Annotated in this window: 18 protein-coding genes and 2 tRNA genes; 13 read left to right on the top strand and 7 right to left on the bottom strand. The window is 67.8% G+C overall.

The genetic code is table 11. From position 1 onward, the window contains the following. Positions 1-187: 187 nt before the first annotated feature. From OC534_RS18535 to OC534_RS18485, 11 genes are all read left to right on the top strand, one after another. A complete protein-coding gene (locus OC534_RS18535; protein WP_017356628.1) occupies positions 188-745 on the top strand; it encodes a hypothetical protein in 558 nt (185 codons plus the stop codon). A gap of 319 nt (positions 746-1,064) precedes the next feature. Then, the gene (locus OC534_RS18530; protein WP_262072359.1) at positions 1,065-2,075 is read left to right on the top strand and encodes an N-acetylornithine carbamoyltransferase; all 1,011 of its coding nucleotides are present in this window, start codon (positions 1,065-1,067) and stop codon (positions 2,073-2,075) included. A gap of 64 nt (positions 2,076-2,139) precedes the next feature. Continuing rightward, on the top strand, positions 2,140-3,333 hold the full coding sequence (locus OC534_RS18525; protein WP_017356626.1) for an argininosuccinate synthase: 1,194 nt from the start codon (positions 2,140-2,142) through the stop codon (positions 3,331-3,333). Between the two features lie 94 nt (positions 3,334-3,427). Beyond that, positions 3,428-4,516 carry an acetylornithine deacetylase gene (locus OC534_RS18520; RefSeq protein WP_017356625.1) on the top strand — a complete coding sequence of 363 codons (1,089 nt, stop codon included), beginning with the start codon at positions 3,428-3,430 and terminating at the stop codon, positions 4,514-4,516. 73 nt (positions 4,517-4,589) lie between these two features. Next, entirely contained in the window at positions 4,590-5,918 is a 1,329-nt protein-coding gene (locus tag OC534_RS18515; RefSeq protein WP_017356624.1) for an acetylglutamate kinase, read from the top strand. A gap of 4 nt (positions 5,919-5,922) precedes the next feature. Beyond that, a complete protein-coding gene (locus OC534_RS18510) occupies positions 5,923-6,522 on the top strand; it encodes a GNAT family N-acetyltransferase (RefSeq protein ID WP_017356623.1) in 600 nt (199 codons plus the stop codon). Then, the gene (gene argC, locus OC534_RS18505) at positions 6,519-7,475 is read left to right on the top strand and encodes an N-acetyl-gamma-glutamyl-phosphate reductase (RefSeq protein WP_166473233.1); all 957 of its coding nucleotides are present in this window, start codon (positions 6,519-6,521) and stop codon (positions 7,473-7,475) included. The genes OC534_RS18510 and argC overlap by 4 nt, the downstream gene beginning before the upstream one ends. 12 nt (positions 7,476-7,487) lie before the next feature. Continuing rightward, positions 7,488-8,783 (top strand): argininosuccinate lyase, encoded by a 1,296-nt coding sequence (gene argH, locus OC534_RS18500; protein WP_153165156.1) that lies wholly within the window; start codon positions 7,488-7,490, stop codon positions 8,781-8,783. A gap of 45 nt (positions 8,784-8,828) precedes the next feature. Next, a complete protein-coding gene (locus OC534_RS18495; RefSeq protein WP_136003260.1) occupies positions 8,829-9,089 on the top strand; it encodes a YciI family protein in 261 nt (86 codons plus the stop codon). Positions 9,090-9,102: 13 nt separating this feature from the next. After that, positions 9,103-10,254: a glutamate 5-kinase gene (gene proB / locus OC534_RS18490; protein WP_136003261.1), complete on the top strand. Its 1,152-nt coding sequence runs from the start codon at positions 9,103-9,105 to the stop codon at positions 10,252-10,254. 23 nt (positions 10,255-10,277) lie between these two features. Then, on the top strand, positions 10,278-11,525 hold the full coding sequence (locus OC534_RS18485; protein ID WP_136003262.1) for a glutamate-5-semialdehyde dehydrogenase: 1,248 nt from the start codon (positions 10,278-10,280) through the stop codon (positions 11,523-11,525). A gap of 24 nt (positions 11,526-11,549) precedes the next feature. On the opposite strand, the gene OC534_RS18480 is transcribed toward OC534_RS18485, so the two are convergent. The 6 genes from OC534_RS18480 to OC534_RS18455 all read right to left on the bottom strand — a co-directional run bounded on the left by OC534_RS18480 (position 11,550) and on the right by OC534_RS18455 (position 16,289). Then, positions 11,550-12,761, bottom strand: a complete 1,212-nt coding sequence (locus OC534_RS18480) for an MFS transporter (protein WP_262072358.1) — start codon at positions 12,759-12,761, stop codon at positions 11,550-11,552. A gap of 285 nt (positions 12,762-13,046) precedes the next feature. After that, a tRNA-Pro gene (locus tag OC534_RS18475) sits at positions 13,047-13,123 on the bottom strand. Between the two features lie 136 nt (positions 13,124-13,259). Continuing rightward, positions 13,260-13,336 (bottom strand) — tRNA-Pro (locus tag OC534_RS18470). 48 nt (positions 13,337-13,384) lie between these two features. Next, positions 13,385-13,498, bottom strand: coding sequence for a cytochrome bd-I oxidase subunit CydX (cydX, locus tag OC534_RS18465; protein ID WP_017357474.1), 114 nt, complete (start codon positions 13,496-13,498; stop codon positions 13,385-13,387). Between the two features lie 31 nt (positions 13,499-13,529). Further along, positions 13,530-14,684 (bottom strand): cytochrome d ubiquinol oxidase subunit II, encoded by a 1,155-nt coding sequence (cydB, locus tag OC534_RS18460; protein ID WP_017357475.1) that lies wholly within the window; start codon positions 14,682-14,684, stop codon positions 13,530-13,532. A 15-nt stretch (positions 14,685-14,699) separates the two neighbouring features. Next, a complete protein-coding gene (locus tag OC534_RS18455) occupies positions 14,700-16,289 on the bottom strand; it encodes a cytochrome ubiquinol oxidase subunit I (protein WP_017357476.1) in 1,590 nt (529 codons plus the stop codon). A 230-nt stretch (positions 16,290-16,519) separates the two neighbouring features. Between OC534_RS18455 and cydD the strand changes: the two genes are divergently transcribed. Together cydD and cydC are read left to right on the top strand one after the other, a co-directional pair. After that, positions 16,520-18,247, top strand: coding sequence for a thiol reductant ABC exporter subunit CydD (gene cydD, locus OC534_RS18450; RefSeq protein ID WP_262072357.1), 1,728 nt, complete (start codon positions 16,520-16,522; stop codon positions 18,245-18,247). Next, positions 18,244-20,148: a thiol reductant ABC exporter subunit CydC gene (gene cydC, locus OC534_RS18445; protein ID WP_262072356.1), complete on the top strand. Its 1,905-nt coding sequence runs from the start codon at positions 18,244-18,246 to the stop codon at positions 20,146-20,148. Before cydD ends, cydC begins: the two co-directional genes overlap by 4 nt. A 57-nt stretch (positions 20,149-20,205) precedes the next feature. Here cydC and OC534_RS18440 read toward each other — a convergent pair. Further along, a partial coding sequence (locus tag OC534_RS18440) for a hypothetical protein (protein WP_262072355.1) occupies positions 20,206-20,390 on the bottom strand: 185 nt, incomplete at its 5' end.

Genomic DNA, 20,390 nt, shown 5'->3' with positions numbered 1-20,390 from the left:
GTCGATTTTAGATCACAACGGCGCCCAGCGCCGGGCCGTCCGGCGGCCCCGCAGGGCCGGCATGGCGTCCCTGGCCGGGGGGCGGGCGCGGCCTGCCTATGGGCAGAAACGTTACGGAAGGGTAATGTTCAGCCCCTTGTGCCTGGCACTGCCTAAACTATCCCCCTTGTCCTCTTACCTGTTGCCAATGAAATCCGCTTCGTTGTTGACGCTGGCCTGTCTGCTCGCAAGTGCCGCCTTCGGGGTGCGCGCCCAGGACGGTGAGGCCCGCAACCGGGTGGTGATCGTCGAGAACGTGAAGTTCGACTACGCGCAGGTGCTCAACGTCGAGCCCGTGTTCCAGACGCTGCGGGCCACCCGCACGGAAGAACACTGCGAGCCGGTGTCCACCCGGACCCTGGCCCCGGTCAACGTGACCGGCGAAGAACCGCAGGAAGAAAAGGGCCGCTTTGGCCGCTTCATGGACTCGGTGCGCTCGATCTTCCGCCGTGAAGACGGCAGCGAGGAGGAAATGCCCGTGGTCGAGGCGCCGCCGGCCAACAACGGCCCGCTGCTGACCCGCGACTGCCGGATCATCCCGGTCGGCCGGGAATTCCGCCGGCCCATCGCCTATGACGTGGATTACGTCTACAAGGGCACCAAGTACCGCTCCCGCCTCCCCGACGATCCCGGCAACCGCCTGAAGATCCGCGTGTCCATCACCCCGTGGGTGGCGGCCGAGCAGGGCGGGCCGGCCAATCCGTGACCGGCCCGGAAGCCGCCTCGTTCGCTACGCTGATCTGCATGTTCCATTCAGGCCTTGCACCCGCCCCGGGCGCGTGCAAAGATGGGCGGCCATGAAACTCACCGACTTCCAGCACGACACCAGCGCCGCCCGTATGGCTACGGGCATGACGTCGCGTGCCCGCCGACCGGAACCCCACATTTTCGCTGGGTAACCGGAGCTTCGTGCTGTCTGTTCGGAAAACCCAGCCCCCGTGCTGGGTTTTTTCGTTTCTGCGATCTGAAAAGTTTCATCTGTACGTTTTTCCGACCCCCTGAATCCCGCCGCAAAGGATCGATCGATGTCCCTGAAGCACTTCCTGAACACCCAGGACTGGAGCCGCACCGACCTGGATGCCCTGCTGACCCAGGCCGCGTTGTTCAAGCGCAACAAGCTGGGCGACGAGCTCAAGGGCAAGTCGATTGCCCTGGTGTTCTTCAATCCGTCCATGCGCACCCGCACCAGCTTCGAGCTGGGTGCCTTCCAGCTGGGGGGCCACGCGATCGTGCTGCAGCCGGGCAAGGATGCATGGCCGATCGAATTCAACCTCGGCTCGGTGATGGATGGCGACACGGAAGAGCACATCGCCGAAGTGGCCAAGGTGCTGGGCCGCTACGTCGACCTGATCGGCGTGCGCGCATTCCCGAAGTTCGTCGACTGGAGCAAGGACCGTGAGGACGAAGTGCTCCGGAGCTTCGCGAAATACTCGCCGGTGCCGGTGATCAACATGGAGACCATCACCCACCCGTGCCAGGAGCTGGCCCACGTGATGGCGCTGCAGGAACATTTCGGCACCCAGGACCTGCGCGGCAAGAAGTTCGTGCTGACCTGGACCTACCACCCCAAGCCGCTCAACACCGCGGTGGCCAACTCGGCGCTGACCATCGCCACCCGCATGGGCATGGACGTGACACTGCTGTGCCCGACCCCGGATTACATCCTGGACGAGCGCTACATGGGCTGGGCCGAGCAGAACGTGGCCGAGAGCGGCGGTTCCCTGCAGGTCAGCCATGACATCGCCAGCGCCTACACCGGTGCCGACGTGGTCTACGCCAAGAGCTGGGGCGCGCTGCCGTTCTTCGGCAACTGGGAGCCGGAAAAGCCGATCCGCGACCAGTTCAAGCACTTCATCGTCGACGAAGCCAAGATGGCCCTGACCAACAACGGCGTGTTCAGTCACTGCCTGCCGCTGCGCCGCAACGTCAAGGCCACCGACGCGGTGATGGACTCGGCGCAGTGCATCGCCATCAACGAGGCCGAGAACCGCCTGCACGTACAGAAGGCGATCATGTCGGCCCTGATCGGCCGCTGAGATTCTGTTGATTCCCCCTTTGCCCACCGCCGGGCCGTGTCCGGCGCTACGAGATCAGACCCCCATGAGCAAGAAAGACATCGTCCTGGCCTTCTCCGGCGGACTCGACACCAGCTTCTGCGTGCCTTACCTGCAGGAGCGCGGCTACAACGTGCACACCGTGTTCGCCGACACCGGCGGCGTGGATGACGAAGAGCGTGATTTCATCGAGAAGCGCGCCGCCGAGCTGGGCGTCACCAGCCACGTCACCGTCGATGGCGGTCCGGCAATCTGGAGCGGCTTCGTCAAGCCGTTCGTGTGGGCCGGCGAAGGCTACCAGGGCCAGTACCCGCTGCTGGTGTCCGACCGCTACCTGATCGTGGATGCCGCGCTCAAGCGCGCCGCCGAGCTGGGCACCAACATCATCGCCCACGGCTGCACCGGCATGGGCAACGACCAGGTCCGCTTCGACCTGGCCGTGAAGGCGCTGGGCGACTACCAGATCGTCGCGCCGATCCGCGAAATCCAGAAGGAACACACCCAGACCCGCGCCTACGAGCAGAAGTACCTGGAAGAGCGCGGTTTCGGCGTGCGCGCCAAGCAGCAGGCCTACACCATCAACGAAAACCTGCTCGGCCTGACCATGTCCGGTGGCGAGATCGACCGTTGGGAAGCCCCGGGCGAAGGCGCCCGCGGCTGGTGCGCACCGCGCAGCGAGTGGCCGGCCGAGGCGCTGACCGTGACGCTGAAGTTCGTCGAAGGCGAGGCTGTCGCCCTGGACGGCGAGGCGATGGCGGGCGAGCAGATCCTGGCCAAGCTCAACAAGCTGTTCGCCCCGTACGGCGTGGGCCGTGGCGTGTACACCGGCGACACCGTGATCGGCCTGAAGGGCCGCATCGTGTTCGAAGCGCCGGGCCTGGTCTCGCTGCTGGCCGCGCACCGCGCGCTGGAAGATGCCGTGCTGACCAAGCAGCAGAACCGCTTCAAGCCGGACGTGGCGCGCAAGTGGGTGGAGCTGGTGTACGAAGGCTTCTACCACGACCCGCTGAAGACCGATATCGAGGCGTTCCTGAAGTCCTCGCAGGCCAAGGTCAACGGCGAAGTGGTGCTGGAAACCCGCGGTGGCCGCGTCGATGCGGTGGCCGTGCGCTCGCCGCACCTGCTCAACACCAAGGGCGCCACGTACGCCCAGTCGGCCGACTGGGGCGTGGAGGAGGCGGAAGGCTTCATCAAGCTGTTCGGCATGAGCTCCACGCTGTACGCGCAGGTGAACCGCTGAGCGATCCACGTAGCGCCGGGCTCTGCCCGGCGCCGCGCCACCCGTAGTGGCGGCCCGCGGCCGGCACTGCCCACCCTGATGGATTCCCGGACTGATGTTGGAACACACGCTCAACCACCTGCAGGCACTGGTGTCCTTCGACACCCGCAATCCGCCGCGTGCGATCACCACCGGCGGCATCTTCGACTACCTGCGCGCGAACCTGCCCGGGTTCAACGTCGAGGTGATCGATCACGGTGACGGTGCGGTCAGCCTGTACGCGGTGCGGGGCACCCCGAAGTACCTGTTCAACGTGCATCTGGATACCGTGCCCGATTCGCCGCACTGGACCGCCGACCCGCATGTGATGCGGCGTACCGACGACCGCGTCATCGGTCTGGGCGTGTGTGACATCAAGGGCGCGGCGGCAGCCTTGGTGGCTGCGGCCAATGCCAGCGATGGCGATGCCGCGTTCCTGTTCTCCAGCGACGAGGAAGCCAACGATCCGCGCTGCATCGCCGCGTTCCTGGCCCGTGGCATTGCATATGACGCGGTGCTGGTGGCCGAGCCGACCATGAGCGAGGCGGTGCTCGCCCATCGCGGCATCAGCTCGGTGCTGATGAACTTCGCCGGACGCGCCGGGCATGCCTCGGGCAAGCAGGATGCGGCCGCCAGCGCGCTGCACCAGGCGATGCGCTGGGGCAACCGCGCGCTGGACCACGTGGAATCGCTGTCGCATGCGCGCTTCGGCGGGCTCACCGGCCTGCGCTTCAACATCGGCCGGGTCGACGGCGGCATCAAGGCCAACATGATCGCGCCGGCGGCTGAACTGCGGTTCGGCTTCCGTCCGCTGCCGTCGATGGACATCGACGCGCTGCTGGCCACCTTCGCTGGTTTCGCCGAACCGGCCGCGGCGCTGTTCACCGAAACCTTCCGTGGCCCGAGCCTGCCGGCCGGCGACATCGCCGAAGCGGAAAACCGCCGCCTGGCCGCGCGTGACGTGGCCGACGCACTGGATATCCCGATCGGCAACGCGGTGGACTTCTGGACCGAAGCCTCGCTGTTCTCGGCGGCCGGTTACACCACGATGGTGTACGGTCCGGGCGACATCGCCCAGGCCCACACCGCCGACGAGTTCGTGACGCTGGAGCAGCTGCAGCGTTACACCGATGCCGTGCACCGGATCATCGCGCACGGCGCCTGATCGAACGACGCCGTCGTGGCCTGCCACTGACGGACCCTCCATCGCGGCTGCGGCCGCCTGTGACGATACTGAAATGCCTTCTTCCCTCCAGCCCCACCGCCAGACCCGCCAGACCATCGTGCGCCTGCTCTCGAGCATGGCCAGCGCGAAGGAGATCAGCCAGTACCTCAAGCGCTTCTCGCAGCTGGATGCCAAGCGCTTTGCCGTGGTCAAGGTCGGCGGCGCCGTGCTGCGCGACGACCTGGACGCGTTGACCTCCTCGCTGTCGTTCCTGCAGGAAGTCGGGCTGACCCCGATCGTGCTGCACGGCGCCGGTCCGCAGCTGGATGCCGAGCTGTCGGCCGCCGGGATCGTCAAGGAAACGGTCAACGGCCTGCGCGTGACCTCGCCGGAAGGCCTGGCCATCGTGCGCCGGGTGTTCCAGGCGTCCAACCTGCAGCTGGTCGAAGCGCTGCAGCAGAACGGCGCGCGTGCAACCTCGATCACCGGTGGCGTGTTCGAGGCCGAGTACCTGGACCAGGCCACCTACGGGCTGGTCGGCGAGGTGAAGAAGGTCAACCTGGCCCCGATCGAAGCGAGCCTGCGTGCCGGGTCGATCCCGGTCATCACCAGCCTGGGCGAAACCCGCTGCGGGCAGATCCTCAACGTCAACGCCGATTTCGCCGCCAACGAGCTGGTGCAGGAACTGCAGCCGTACAAGATCATCTTCCTCACCGGTACCGGTGGCCTGCTGGATGAAGAGGGCAGGGTGATCGACTCGATCAACCTGTCCACCGAATACGACCAGTTGATGCAGCAGCCGTGGATCCACGGCGGCATGCGCGTGAAGATCGAACAGATCAAGGACCTGCTGGACCGCCTGCCGCTGGAGTCGTCGGTGTCCATCACCCGCCCCTCGGACCTGGCCAAGGAACTGTTCACCCACAAGGGCTCGGGCACGCTGGTGCGCAAGGGCGAAAAGGTGCTGCGCGCCACCGCCTGGAGCGAACTGGACCTGCCGCGCCTGAAGGGCCTGATCGAATCCAGCTTCGGCCGCACCCTGGTGCCGGACTACTTCGACAAGACCCGCCTGCTGCGCGCGTACGTCAGCGAGAACTACCGCGCCGCGGTGATCCTCACCGACGAGGCCGAAGGCGTGTACCTGGACAAGTTCGCGGTGCTCGACGACGCGCAGGGCGAGGGCCTGGGGCGCGCGGTATGGAACGTGATGCTGGAAGAAACCCCGCAGCTGTTCTGGCGCTCGCGCCACGGCAACCCGATCAACCACTTCTACTACGCCGAATCCGACGGGTGCTACAAGCAGGGCGCCTGGAAGGTGTTCTGGTTCGGCGCCGACGGCTTCGAGCGGATCAAGACCTACGTCGATCATTGCGCGGTGCGTACACCGAGCCTGGAGGGCTGAACCGATGAATCACGCCGATTGGACCCGGGTCCCCACCCTGGCCGGCACGCACGCGCGGCTGGAGCCGCTGCAGATGTCCCACATCGATGGCCTGCGCGGCGCGCTGGGCGACGGCGCCCTGTCGCAGCTCTGGTACACCCAGGTGCCCTCGGCCAGGACCATGACCGGCTACGTCCAGGCCGCGCTGCAGGCGCAGGCCGAGGGCAAGGTGCTGCCGTTCGTGGTGTTCAACGCGGACGACGAGATCGTCGGTACCACCCGTTACTACGGCTTGGAAGAAGAGGTGCCGCGCCTCAGCATCGGCTACACCTGGTACGGGCAGGCCGCGCAGCGCACCGGGGTCAACACCGAGGCCAAGCTGATGCTGCTCACCCATGCCTTCGAGCGTCTGCAGTGCCTGAGCGTGGTGTTTGAGACCAGCTGGTTCAACTTCGCCTCGCGCACCGCCATTGCGCGCCTGGGCGCCAAGCAGGACGGCGTGTTGCGCAACCACAAGCGCCACGCGGACGGCACGCCGCGCGACACCGTCATCTTCTCCATCATCGACGCGGAGTGGCAGGGCGTGAAGCGCCACCTGCAGCACCGCCTGGACGCACACGCATGAGTACCTCCACCCCCTTCACCGTCGGCATCGTCGGCGCCCGTGGCCACACCGGTGCCGAGCTGATCACGCTGATTGCCGCGCACCCGAACCTGCAGCTGGGCTTTGTGTCCTCGCGCGAGCTGGCCGGGCAACCGGTTCCCCACCTGACGCAGCAGGACGGAGCACCGCTCCTGTATGAGAACCTGGATGCCGACGCGGTCGCTGCCAAGGGCATGGACGCGGTGATCCTGGCGCTGCCCAACGGCCTGTCCGCGCCGTTCGTGGCCGCCCTCACCGCTGCGCGTCCTGACACGGTGATCGTGGACCTGTCGGCCGACTACCGCTTCAACGAGCACTGGTACTACGGTCTGCCGGAACTGACCCGTGGCGACTACCTGGGCCAGAAGCACATCAGCAACCCCGGCTGTTACGCCACCGCGATGCAGCTGGCGATCAGCCCGCTGCTCAAGCACCTGGCCGGCCCGCCGCAGTGCTTTGGTGTCTCGGGTTACTCCGGCGCGGGCACCACGCCGTCGGACAAGAACAACCCGGCGCTGCTGCACGACAACCTGATGCCGTATTCGCTCACCAACCACATCCACGAGCGCGAAGTGTCCGCGCACCTGCGTGTGCCGGTGGAATTCATGCCGCACGTGGCACCGCATTTCCGTGGCATCACCATGACCGTCAACCTGTGGCTGGACCGCGTCCACACCCGTGAGGAGGTCGTGGCCGCCTACCAGGCCTACTACGCCAACGAGCCGCTGATCGAGGTGATCGACGAGGCGCCGTGGGTGAGCCGCATCGCCGGCCGGCATGGCGTGCAGATCGGCGGCTTCGATGTGGCCCCGGGCGGCAAGCGCGTGGTGGTGGTGGCGACCCTGGACAACCTGCTCAAGGGCGCGGCCACCCAGGCCATGCAGAACCTCAACCTCGCGCTTGGCCTGGACGAACTCAGCGCAATTCCGCATTGATTGGAGCAAGACATGGCAGACCTTCTGTGGCAGAAGCCCGGCGTGGCGGTGGACGCCAGCATCCAGACCTTCCTGGCCGGCGACGACGTGATCCTGGATCGCGAGTTTTTCCTGTACGACGTGGCCGCCAGCAAAGCGCACGCCCAGGGGCTGGAGAACATCGGCATCCTGTCTGGCGATGAGCGCACCGGCCTGCAGCGCGAACTGGACGTGCTGGCCGACGATTTCCGCAGCGGCGCCTTCGTGCTCGACGAGCGCTTCGAGGACTGCCACTCGGCGATCGAAGCGCGCCTGACCGAGCGCCTGGGCGATGCCGGCCGCAAGATCCACACCGGGCGCAGCCGCAACGACCAGATCCTGGTCGCCACGCGCCTGTGGTTGAAGGACAAGCTGCTGCACGTGGCCACGGTGAGCCGCGAAGTGGCCAAGGTCGCACTGGACCGTGCCGAGGCCGAGAAGGACCTGCCGGTGCCGGGCTACACCCATATCCAGCGCGCCGTGGTGTCCTCGGCGGGCATGTGGTGGGCCGGCTGGGCCGAAGCCTTCATCGACAACGCCATCCGCGCCCACGACACCTTCGCCCTCATCGACGCCAACCCGCTCGGCACCGCCGCCGGCTACGGCGTCAACCTGCCGCTGGACCGCGCGCACACCACCGCCGCGCTCGGCTTCGCGCGCATGCAGGTGTCGCCGATCTACGCGCAGCTCTCGCGCGGCAAGTTTGAACTGGCCGCACTGGAAGCGCTCGGCGGGGCCACCCTGGACCTGCGCCGCATCGCGTGGGACCTGTCGCTGTTCACCAGCGGCGAGTTCGGTTTCGTCGCGCTGCCGGCGCAGTACACCACCGGCAGTTCGATCATGCCCAACAAGCGCAACCCGGACGTGATCGAGCTGATGCGCGCCACCCACGCCAGCGTGGCGGCCGCACGCACCGAGATCGAACAGCTGCTGTCGCTGCCGTCCGGTTACCACCGCGATCTGCAGAGCAGCAAGGGCGCCATCTTCCACGGTTTCGGCCGCGGCCTGGCCGCGCTGGACCTGCTGCCGGCGCTGCTGGCCAACCTGGAATGGCGCGAGGACAAGCTGCGCGCGGCGATCGACTCGGGCATGTACGCCACCGATGTCGCCGTTGAAGCCGCGGTTGCCGGCGTGCCGTTCCGCGAGGCCTACAAGGCCGCCGCGGCCGCCTCGGACACCGCTGGCCAGGGCCGCACGCCCGAAGGCAGCCTGGCCGCGCGCGTGTCGCCCGGCGCGGCTGCCGACCTGCGGCTGGACGAACTGCGCGCCCGCTGGGCCGCGCTGGTGTAATCACGACGGCGGCCGCGAGGCCGCCGTTTTTCTTGGGAGACTGACATGAAGATCTGCTACCTGGTACTGGTCACCCGCACGCCCGCGTTCCGCGACGAGGTGGGCGTGGCGCACGCGCGCTTCCTCGATACGCTGCGCGCCAATGACCAGCTGCTGCTTACCGGTGGCTTCACCGACAAGACCGGCGGCGCCTACGTTCTGCAGAACCTCACCGATCGCGCCGCCGCGCAGGCCATTGTCGACGCCGACCCGTTGATGGCAGAGGGCAGCGCCACGGCCACGGTCCACGAATGGTCCACCCGATGAGGCGTACGTCGCGATGACTCCGACCCGCGTGCAATCACCGTTTCCCGAGCAGCCGGTGCCCGCGTGGAAGCGCGCGGTGCTCAAGGTCGGCAGCAGCCTCCTGGCCGCCGACGGGGGTGGCCTTTCGCCGCGCCATGCGCTGGGCCTTGCCCAGTTCGTGTCCGCGCATGTGCTGGCCGGGCGCGAAGTGGTGATCGTGTCATCCGGCGCGGTCGCGGCCGGGCGCGCCATCGTGCCGCGCGCACTGGAAGCCGGTGCCGCGATGGCGGCGCGCCAGGCGCTGGCCGCGCTTGGCCAGGCGCAGTTGATCGGGCTGTGGCAGCGCTTCTTCGAACGCCCGGTGGCGCAGGTGCTGCTCACCCACGACGACCTGCGCAACCGCCGCCGCTATCTCAATGCACGCGCCACCCTCAACGAACTGCTGCGCCTGGGTGCCTTGCCCGTGGTGAACGAGAACGACACCGTGTCGGTGGACGAGCTCAAGTTGGGCGACAACGACAATCTCGCCGCCACCGTGGCAGCGCTGATCGATGCCGACGTATTGTTCATCGCCACCGACATCGACGGCCTGTACAGCGCCGACCCGCGCCGCGATCCGCAGGCGCACCCGATCCACGACGTCCCCGAACTGACCCCGCAGGTGCTGGCGATGGCCGGCGGCGCCGGCAGCGGGGCTGGCACCGGCGGCATGCATACCAAGCTGGAAGCGGCGGCCAAGGCCGGCCGTGTCGGTATCGAGACCTGTCTGTTCAACGGCCGCGACAGCGACGTGGTACGTGCACTGGCGCAGGGCCGGCTGTTCGGCACGCGCATCCATGCCGGCCAGACCCGGGTTGCCGCACGCAAGTACTGGCTGCGCCATGCGCCGTTGGAGCCGGGCGCGATCCTGGTCGATGACGGCGCCGCCGCCGCGCTGCGCGACAAGGGCGCATCGCTGCTGCCCGGTGGCGTGCTCGGTGCCGAGGGCGACTTCCGCCGCGGCGACATGGTCGAGGTGAGGCTGCGCACCGGGACCGGCGAGCTGCGCCTGGCGCGCGGCGTCAGCCAGTACTCGGCCAGTGATATCCGCCGCGTGGCCGGCCACCACTCGCGCGACATCGAGCGCGTGCTGGGCTACAACTACGGTGGCAACGTGATCCACCGCGACGACCTGGTGCTGCTGTGATGCCTTCGACCGAGACCCCTGCCATGACCGATATCCGATCCCTGGCCACGCAGTGCCGGGATGCCGCGCAGCAGCTGGCGCAGTTGTCTTCGCCGGCCAAGGCGGCCCTGCTTGAGGCAATGGCGGCAGCGCTGGAAACCGATGCCGAGGGGATTCTGGCCGCCAATGCGCGCGACCTCGCGGCGGCGACGGAGAAGGGCGTCGGCAGTGCGATGCTGGACCGCCTCGCGCTGGACCCGCGTCGGCTGGCCGGTATCGCCGCCGCACTGCGCGAGGTGGCCGCACTGCCGGACCCGGTCGGCGTGGTCACCCGCGACGACGTGCGCCCCAACGGTATCCGCGTGCAGAAGGTGCGCGTGCCGCTGGGGGTGATCGCGATGATCTACGAGGCACGCCCGAACGTCACCGCCGATGCGGCCGCGCTGTGCATCAAGGCGGGCAATGGCGTGATTCTGCGTGGTGGTTCCGAGGCGATCCACTCCAATACCGCGATTGCCGCCGCCCTCAAGCGCGCGCTGCGCGAGGCGGGGGTGCCCGACGCGGCCCTGACCCTGGTCGAGGACCTGCGCCGCGAGACCATGCTGGCGCTGCTGCAGCTCAACGACCTGGTGGACCTGGCGATTCCGCGCGGCGGCGAAGGCCTGATCCGTTTCGTGGCCGAGCATGCGCGGGTGCCGGTGATCAAGCACTACAAGGGCGTCTGTCATCTGTACGTGGACCGTGCCGCCGATCTGCAGCGCGCCGTGGCGCTGCTGGTGGATGGCAAGTGCAGCCGGCCGTCGGCCTGCAATTCACTGGAGACGCTGCTGGTGCATGCCGATGTCGCCGGCACCTTCCTGCCGCTGGCCGATGCGGCGCTGCGCGAGCGCGGTGTCGCGCTGCGTGCCGACGACCGCGCCCGCCAGTGGCTGGCCGATGCCGCACCGGCCACCGAGGACGATTACGCCGCCGAGTACCTGGACCTGATCCTGGCCGTGCGCGTGGTCGACGATCTCGACCAGGCGCTGGCGCATATCCAGCAGTACAGTTCGGACCATACCGAAGTGATCGCCACCGACGACCCCGCTGCTGCCGACCGCTTCGTCCACGCACTGCGCTCGGCGGTGGTGATGGTCAACGCTTCGTCGCGGTTCTCCGATGGCGGCGAACTCGGCCTCGGCGCGGAGATCGGCATCTCCACCACGCGCCTGCACGCCTACGGCCCGATGGGGCTGGAGGCGCTGACAGTGGAGCGTTTCGTGGTGCGTGGCGACGGCCAGACGCGGGCGTAGGGCGCGGTTACCGCGCCAGCTGTCTCACCACTGGTCTTCCAGCTTCTGCGGCTTGCAGGCAATCCACGACGCCGTGAGCAGCACCAGCGCGCACAGCGCCAGGAAGCCGAAGGGCAGGTGCCAGCCACCGCTGACCGCATGCAGCCAGCCGAACAGGAACGGGCCGAGGCAGCTGAACGCGTAGCCGACGCCCTGCATGAACCCGGACAGCGCGGCCGAGCCGGCCGGCGTGCGGGTGCGCAGGTTGATCAGGGTCAGCGCCAGCGGGAAGGTGGACGGACCAATACCCAGCAGCACCGCCCACAGCCACGGCGCCTTCATCGGCGCGAACAGCAGCCCGGCGAAGGCGACCAGGAAGGCGGTGAAGCCGATCAGGACCAGCGGGAAGGGGTTGCGCAGGCGCACGGCCAGCGCCGGCATGGTCAGCGAGGGCAGCAGGCCGAGTGCGGCGAAGATGGCCACCATGATGCCGCCGAAACGCGGCGTGGCGCCGGCTTCCACCACGATGCGCGGCAGCCAGGTGAACATCGAGTAGGTCATCAGCGAGGTCATGCCGAACATCAGCGTCATGCCCCAGCCCAGCGGCGTCTTCCAGACCTTGCCGTGCGGCTGGGCACCGGGATCGCTGGTCGGGGCCAGCGGATCCGGGTGCGGGCGGCTGCGCGCCAGCAGCAGCCAGGGCAGGGCGGCGGCCACGGCCAGCAGCGCCCAGATGCCCAGCGACACGCGCCAGCCGGCCTGTTCGGCCAGGGGCACGGCGAGCAGCGCCGGCATCATGGTGCCGATCTGCAGCACGGTGATGTAGAGCGTGCTGACAGTGCCGACGCGGTTGGCGAAGTAGCGCTTCACCAGCGGCGGCACCACCACATTGCCGATGCCCATGCCGGCCAGGGCGACCACCGACCCGAACAGCAGGCTGCCCACGCCACCGGCCAGCGAGCGCAGCAGCAGGCCCACGGCGGCCAGGGCCATCGCCAGCAGCGCGGTGCGCTCCAGGCCGATGCGGCGTGCCAGCATCGGCGTGGTGACGCCGAACAGCGCGAACGAGGCGGTCGGCAGCATGCCGAGCACGCCGGTCATGGTGGTGCCGAAGCCAAAGGTCTGGCCGAGCACATCCAGCAGCGGCGTGACCGAGGTGACGGCGGTGCGCAGGTTCAGCGCGGCCAGCAGGATCGCGGTGAAGGCGAGCAAGCGCCCCCGCAGCAGGGACGTGTCATGGGAAGGGGTATGGGGCATGGCGTGGATCTCTTGCAGGTGGCGCGATCACGGTGGGGGCCGGATGTGCGGAAGCGCAGACACCGGCAGAGTGCCGGAGACTGCGGGAGTGCGATGGCAGGCATGCGACAGAGTGCGCGCATCCCGGTGGCGGGCATTGTACCCGCCACCCATGAACCGGTCGTGCCCACCCGGTGGGCCGACCGCCGCCAAGGAGGGGGCGGCCGCTGGGCGGCAACCCCAGACAGGGGGACACAAAAAAGCCCGGAGGACGGATGTCTTCCAGGCTTCAATGTGACCATCAACTGGTCGGGGAGACAGGATTCGAACCTGCGACCTCTACGTCCCGAACGTAGCGCTCTACCAGACTGAGCTACACCCCGTAAGGAGCCGCCTATTGTATCGATCCCACCCTTCGGCGGCAAGGGGGACCGTGAAACGCCTTCGGTGCCGTGTTGCCACGGCTCTTACAGAAAAGCCTGGAATTGACGCTTCCAGGCTTCAATGCGACCACCGGAGTGGTCGGGGAGACAGGATTCGAACCTGCGACCTCTACGTCCCGAACGTAGCGCTCTACCAGACTGAGCTACACCCCGAAGGAGCCGACAAGGATACGGTGTGAAGACCGCGCCGGCAACCTTTTTTTAGCCTTCTTCGTTATCCGTACGGCTCTGCTCGCGGGCTTCGAACCACATGCCGTTGAGGATGGCCACGACCGAAGCCAGCCCTGCACCAAGAATCCAAGCGAAGTACCACATTGTAGGTCTCCTAGAGCGCCACCGGGGCGCGTCAGTAAGCGTTGGGGTTGTCGCCCATTTCTTCAGTCGTGGTCTTGCCCTTCATCACGCGGTAGACCCAGGAGGTGTAGGCGATGATGATCGGCAGGAAGATGGCCGTGGCGATCAGCATGATCCCCAGGGTCAGGTGGCTGGAGGAGCTGTCCCAGACGGTCAGGCTGGAGCCCGGCTGGCTGGAGGAGGGCAGCAGGAACGGGAAGATCGCAAAGCCCACGGTCAGGATGATGCCGGCGATCGAGGCGCCCGACGCGATGAACGCCAGGCCGCCGCGACGGGCCCGCAGCAGGACCGCGCTGGCCAGTGCACCGATCAGGCCGAGGATCGGGAAGAGCACGGTGGCGGGCATGCTGCTGTAGTTGCGCATCCAGCCACCGGCCAGGCTGCCCAGTTCAGCGGTCTTGAGCAGCGGGTTGGTCGGGCCATCGGTGACCACCTGGGAGGTGATCTGGTAGCCCGGCAGGCCGAAGGCCACCCACACACCGGCCAGTGCAAACAGCACGAACGTCAGCACCGCCGCGACGCTGCCGTAGCGGGCAGAGCGCTCGGCCACCGGGCCGTCGGTCTTGAGCACCAGCATTGCGGCACCGTGCGCGACCACCATCGCCACGCTCACCAGACCGGCCAGCAGCGCGAACGGGTTGAGCAGGCCGATCAGGGTGCCGGTGTAGAAGATGCGCATGCTGTCATCGAAGTGGAACGGCACGCCAACCAGCACATTGCCCACCGCCACGCCGGCGATCAATGCCGGCAGCAGGCCGCCGACGAACAGCGCACGGTCCCAGTTCCCACGCCAGCGCTTGCTGGGCATCTTGCTGCGGTACTTGAAGGCGACCGGGCGCAGGATCAGCCCGAACAGCATCAGGAACACCGCCAGGTAGAAGCCGGAGAAGCTGACCGCGTACAGCGGCGGCCACGCAGCGAAGATCGCACCGCCACCGAGCACCAGCCACACCTGGTTACCTTCCCACACCGGGCCGACGGTGTTGATCACCAGCCGGCGTTCGTCGTCGGTCCTGGCCACGAACGGCAGCAGGGTGCCAACGCCGAGGTCGAAACCGTCCATCACCGCCCAGGCGATCAGCAGAATGCCGAGCAGCAGCCACCAGATCACGCGGAGCGTGGTGTAATCGAGTCCAATGAATTCCATCTGGGTTCTCCTGCCTTACGCCTGACCGTGGGTCGGCGCAGCGGCATTGGGGGAAAGGGACGTGGCTGCAGCCTGCAGCGACGGCAGGATGTCGTCCGGGCCCTTGCGGATCGCCTTCAGCATCAGCTTCACTTCGATCACCAGCAGCACCGTGTACAGCGCGGTAAACACCGCCAGCGTGGTCAGGATTTCATGCAGGGCCAGGCCCGAGGCGGCATAGAAGGTCGGCAGCACGCCGTCCACCGCCCACGGCTGGCGGCCGTACTCGGCCACGAACCAACCGCATTCGATTGCAATCCACGGTGCCGGCAGCGTCCACAGGGCGAGCTTGAGGAACCAGCGCTTGTCCTGGAAGTTGTGGCGGCAGGAGAAGTAGAAGGCCACCGCGAAGAACGCGATCAGGTAGAAGCCCAGCCCGGCCATGATGCGGAAGGTCCAGAACAGCGGGGCGACCCGCGGCACGGTGTCCATCGCCGCCTTCGAAATTTCCTCGGGGGTGGCGTTGAGGATGTCCTCGCGATAGCGCTTGAGCAGCAGGCCGTGGCCCAGATCCTGCCAGTGGCGATCGAACATTTCGCGCGCTTCGACGTCGTTCTTGTCCTTGCGCACGCGCTCCAGCGCACCGTAGGCCAGCTGGCCACCGCGGACGCGGTGTTCCGCACGCTCGACCAGCTCCAGGATGCCCGGAATCGGCTGGTTGAACGAACGCGTGGCGATCAGGCCCATCAGGTACGGGATCTTCACCGCGTAATCGTTCTGCTGGGTCTGCTGGTTGGGAATGCCGAAGGCGGTGAAGTCGGCCGGCGCACGCTCGGTTTCCCACATCGCTTCAATGGCCGCCAGCTTCATCTTCTGGTGCTCGCTGGCGGCGTAACCGCTCTCGTCACCCAGCACCACCACCGACAGCGAGGACAGCAGGCCGAAGGCCGCGGCCACTGCGAAGGAGCGGCGCGCCATGTCCCTGTGCTTGTTGCGCAGCAGGTACAGCGCGCTGATCGACATCACGAACACCGCACCGGTCACGTAGCCGGCGCTGACCGTATGCACGAACTTGGCCTGCGCCACCGGGTTGAACAGCACGGCGGCGAAATCCACCACCTCCATGCGCATGGTTTCCGGATTGAAGATCGCGCCCGTCGGGTTCTGCATCCAGCCGTTGGCGATCAGAATCCACACCGCCGACAGGTTGGTGCCCAGGGCCATCAGCCAGGTCACGGTGAGGTGCTTGACCGGGGTCAGGCGCTTCCAGCCGAAGAAGAACAGACCGATGAAGGTCGCTTCCAGGAAGAACGCCATCAGGCCTTCGATCGCCAGCGGGGCGCCGAAAATATCGCCGACGTAGTGGCTGTAGTACGACCAGTTCATGCCGAACTGGAATTCCATCACGATGCCGGTGGCAACGCCGATGGCGAAGTTGATGCCGAACAGCGTGCCCCAGAACAGGGTCATCTGGCGCCAGACCTGCTTGCGGGTCATGACGTACACGCTTTCCATGATGGCCACCATGAAGGACAGGCCAAGCGTGAGCGGTACGAAAAGGAAGTGGTACATCGCGGTCAGAGCGAATTGCAGCCGCGACAGTTCTACGACTGTCTGATCAATCATGGCCTGGCTACCTCGTTGGGTTTTGCCGTTACAGGTGGCGGGAAGGGGGGTCTACGGGGTGAATTCTGTGACCGACAACTTCAATTAGCCTTGATTTAGATCAATGTACAAACGATCTCGCGAAGGAATGGTATGCACCCTGGCCGAGCCTGCGACCGCTTGCCGCACGAGCGACGTGCCAGCACCCTCTACAATCGACGGAACCTCCTTGTGGCCGCCAGTGAACCGTTTTGAGCATACCCCCTGACGCCACCGTTGTTGAGACCGCCGCCCTGCGCCGGCAGCGCCTGCGCTGGCTGGGCGGGCTGGGCGGGGCCGCCCGCCGCCAGCAGCGGCTGGCCGCCCTGTGCATCTGCCTGTCCGGGGCGCTGCTGATCGGCCAGGCCGCCGCCATCGCCTGGCTGATCCAGGCCGTACTGGTCGACCACCGGCCGCTGGCCGAGGCCACCCCGGCCCTGCTGGGGCTGCTGGGGCTGCTGGCGGTACGGGCCGCGCTCGGCACCGCCACCCAGGCGGCCGCCGGCGATGTGGCCGACGCCGCGCGCCTGGCGCTGCGCGAGCGGGTCTACCGGCGGCTGCTCGGGCGCGGCCCGTTGTGGCTGCGGCAGCAGCGCACCGGCGAGATGGGCGAGCTGATGCTGGCCCATGCCGATGCCATCGAGAGTTACTACGCCGGCTATCAGCCGGTCCGCATCGAAGTGGTGGTGGTACCGCTGCTGATCGCCCTGGCGGTGGCCTGGGCCGACTGGGTGGTGGCGTTGATCCTGGTGTTCACCGCGCCGCTGGTGCCGTTCTTCATGATGCTGGTGGGGTGGGGCGCCGAAGCCGCCGGCCGCGCGCAGCTGGGCGAGCTGGCACGGATGAGTGGCCATTTCGCCGACCGCATCAAGGGCCTGGGCCTGCTGCGCCTGTATGGCCGCGGCGAGGCCGAGCTGGCCGGGGTCGAGGCCGCCGCCGAAGGCGTGCGCGAGCGCACCATGAAGGTCCTGCGCATCGCCTTCCTGTCCTCCACCGTGCTGGAGTTCTTCGCGTCGGTCAGCGTGGCGATGGTCGCGCTGTATCTCGGTCTGAGTTATCTGGGCCTGATGTCGCTGCATGCGCAGGTGCCCACGTTGGGCATCGGCGTGTTCTGCCTGCTGCTGGCGCCGGAGTTCTACGCGCCGCTGCGGCGGCTGGCCGCGCACTACCACGACCGCGCCAACGCACTGGCCGCAGCCGCCGAGGTGGAGCGCCTGCTCGGCGAGCTGCCGGAAGACGTCACGGCCGACGCGCCGGCCGCCACCGCGCGCACGCCGGAGCTGCTGGAAGCGCACGCGCCGCCGGTGGCGGTGCGCGATCTCAGCCTGCGCCCGCTGGGCGCCCAGCACGACGTGGTGCAGCACCTGTCGTTCCACATCGAGGCGGGCCAGCGCGTGGCGCTGGTCGGGCCCAGTGGCAGTGGCAAGAGCACCCTGCTCGAAGCGCTGGCCGGCTGGCTGCCGCCGCAGTCGGGCAGCATCGTGCTGCGGCCGGGCCTGGAGATCGGCTACGCCGGCCAGCGCCCGTACCTGTTCCACGGCAGCATCGCCGACAACCTGCGCCTGGCCGACCCCGGCGCCACCGATGCGCACCTGCGTGCGGTCGCCGAGGCGGCGCAGGTGATGCGCTTCGCCGCCGCCCTGCCGCAGGGCCTGGACACCGTGATCGGCGAGCGTGGCTTTGGCCTGTCCGGTGGCGAGGCACGGCGTATCGGCCTGGCCCGCCTGCTGCTGCGCGACCCGCAGCTGCTGCTGCTCGATGAGCCCACCGCCTTCCTCGATCCGGAGACAGAGGCCGACCTGCTGCGCACCCTGGCCGCGTTCGCGCGCGGCCGCAGCGTGGTCATCGCCACCCACAGCGAGGCCGCCATGCGCTGGGCCGACACGCGGCTGACCCTGACCGCCGGTGGCGCCCGGCACACCTCGGAGCTGCCGGCATGAGCGCGCCCCGCATCGACACCCTGCGCGGCGTGTTCGCCCGCCATCGTGCCCGCCTGCTGTTCACCGTCCTGCTGCTGTGGACCACGATGCTGGCCGGCACGGCACTGCTGGGGCTGTCCGGTGGTTTCCTCACCGCCGCCGCGCTCGCCGGTGCCGCCGGGCTGGGCAGCGGCTTCAATTTCTTCTCGCCTTCGGCCGGCATCCGCGGCCTGACGATGGCGCGCATCGTCTCGCGCTACTTTGAAAAGCTGGTCGGCCACGACGTCACCCTGCGCATCGCACGCGACCTGCGCGTGTGGTTCTTCCGCCGCGCGCTGCCGCTGGCGCCGGCGCGTCTGGCCGGCATCCGCACCGGTGAGCTGCTGGCGCGACTGATGTCGGACATCGGCGAAGTCGACGGCCTGCTGGTGCGCGCGATCGGGCCGCTGCTCGCACTCGGCGGCATCTCGCTGGTGGGCGTGCTCTCGGCCGGCATCATCTACCCGCCGGCGGCCGTGCTGCTGGCGGTGCTGACGCTGCTGGTCGGCATCGGCGTGCCGTGGCTGACCGTGCGTGGCGCTGCCGGGCAGGAGCGCGATCGCGCGCTGCACCGGGCCCAGCTGCGCACCCAGGCGTTTGAAGGCCTGGAAGGCGCGGCCGACCTGACCGCCCTGCAGGCACGCGAGCACTGGAACCTGCGCGTGCTGGTCGCCGCCAAGCAGCTGCGCTCCCGCGACCGCCGCCGCCGCTGGCGCCTGCTCAGTGGCACCGCGCTGCACGGCCTGTGCGCGGCCGGCGGCCTGGTAGCCATGCTGTGGCTGGCCTTGCACGGCTTCGAGACCGGCGCCATCGACGCCGCACTCGCAGCCGCGCTGGTGTTTCTCACGGTGGCGCTGCTCGAACTCTGGGCCGGCATCGGCCTGGCCTGGCAGTCCTGGCTGTCCGGCCGCGTGGCAGCGGTGCGTCTGGACGCCATCGTCGACCAGCCGCCGGGCGTGGACGAGCCGGCCGACCCGGTCGCGATTCCGCTTGAGCCGGCCACCCTGGCATTCGAGCGCGTCAGCTTCCGTTGGCCGGGCCAGTCGCGCGCACTGCTCGACGAAGTGCAGCTGCAGCTTCGCCCCGGCGAGCGCATCGCCATCCGCGGCGACAGCGGCAGCGGCAAGACCACCCTGTCGTCACTGCTGCTGCGGCTGTGGGACCCTGATGGTGGCTACGTGCGCTATGGCGGCATCGACATCCGTCACGTCGCGCAGGATCAATGGCACCGCCAGATCGCCTGGCTGCCGCAGAACGCACCGGTGTTCGCCGGCACCGTCGCCGACAATCTGCGTCTGGGCGACCCCGAGGCCAGCGACGCGCGGCTGTGGCAGGTGCTGGCAGACGTGCGCCTGCAGACATGGGCCGAACAACTGGGGGGATTGTCCGCCTGGGTCGGCGAGAACGGGGCCACGATGTCGGCCGGCCAGGCACGCCGTCTGGCGCTGGCCCGCGCGCTGCTGCGCGAGGCACCGATCCTGCTGCTGGACGAGCCCACCGAAGGCCTGGACGTGGATACCGCGCAGGCACTGCTGCACGACATGGTGGCCGCGCTGGGGCAGCGCAGCCTGTTGATGATCACCCACGACGAACTGCCGGAGGGCATCGTGCACCGGAGTTATCGGTTGCGTGAGGGTGGGTTGGGGTGGGGCAGAAGGTTTGCTGACCTGGCGATCGTTTGGGCATCAATGGGAAGCATGTCGCTCCGGAGCCGCCGGAAGCGCATCTTCCCCTCAAGACGAAGTGGGGTTTTGATGCACGATTGGGCGCTTCTGGAGATACGAAATCGACTGGGCTGCAAGTTCGGCGGTGCTCATTGTGCTGGACGAACGCTCTTTGAGCCGGTCGATATTCTTCAGAGGGCTACGCGAATTCTCAGCTGACAGGCGATAGCACTGGGGCCAAGCAGTTCAATCAATGAGGCTTCCTGGGACGATTCGTCAATGGATGGCAGAGTTTGTTTGAAGGTCGAGATGCATCCGCCCGACGTCCGCCCGAGATTGAGTAGCACGACGGTTTGGAGTCCAATCCTCAACGACAAGGAGATTGGACGTGAAGAAGCGCTTTTCCGAAGAACAGATCATCGGCTTCCTGCGCGAGGCGGAGGCCGGCATGCCGATCAAGG

The organism is Stenotrophomonas sp. Marseille-Q5258 (assembly GCF_946900935.1).
Taxonomy (GTDB): Bacteria; Pseudomonadota; Gammaproteobacteria; order Xanthomonadales; family Xanthomonadaceae; genus Stenotrophomonas; species Stenotrophomonas nematodicola.
This window is presented reverse-complemented; position numbering and strand designations above follow the sequence as displayed.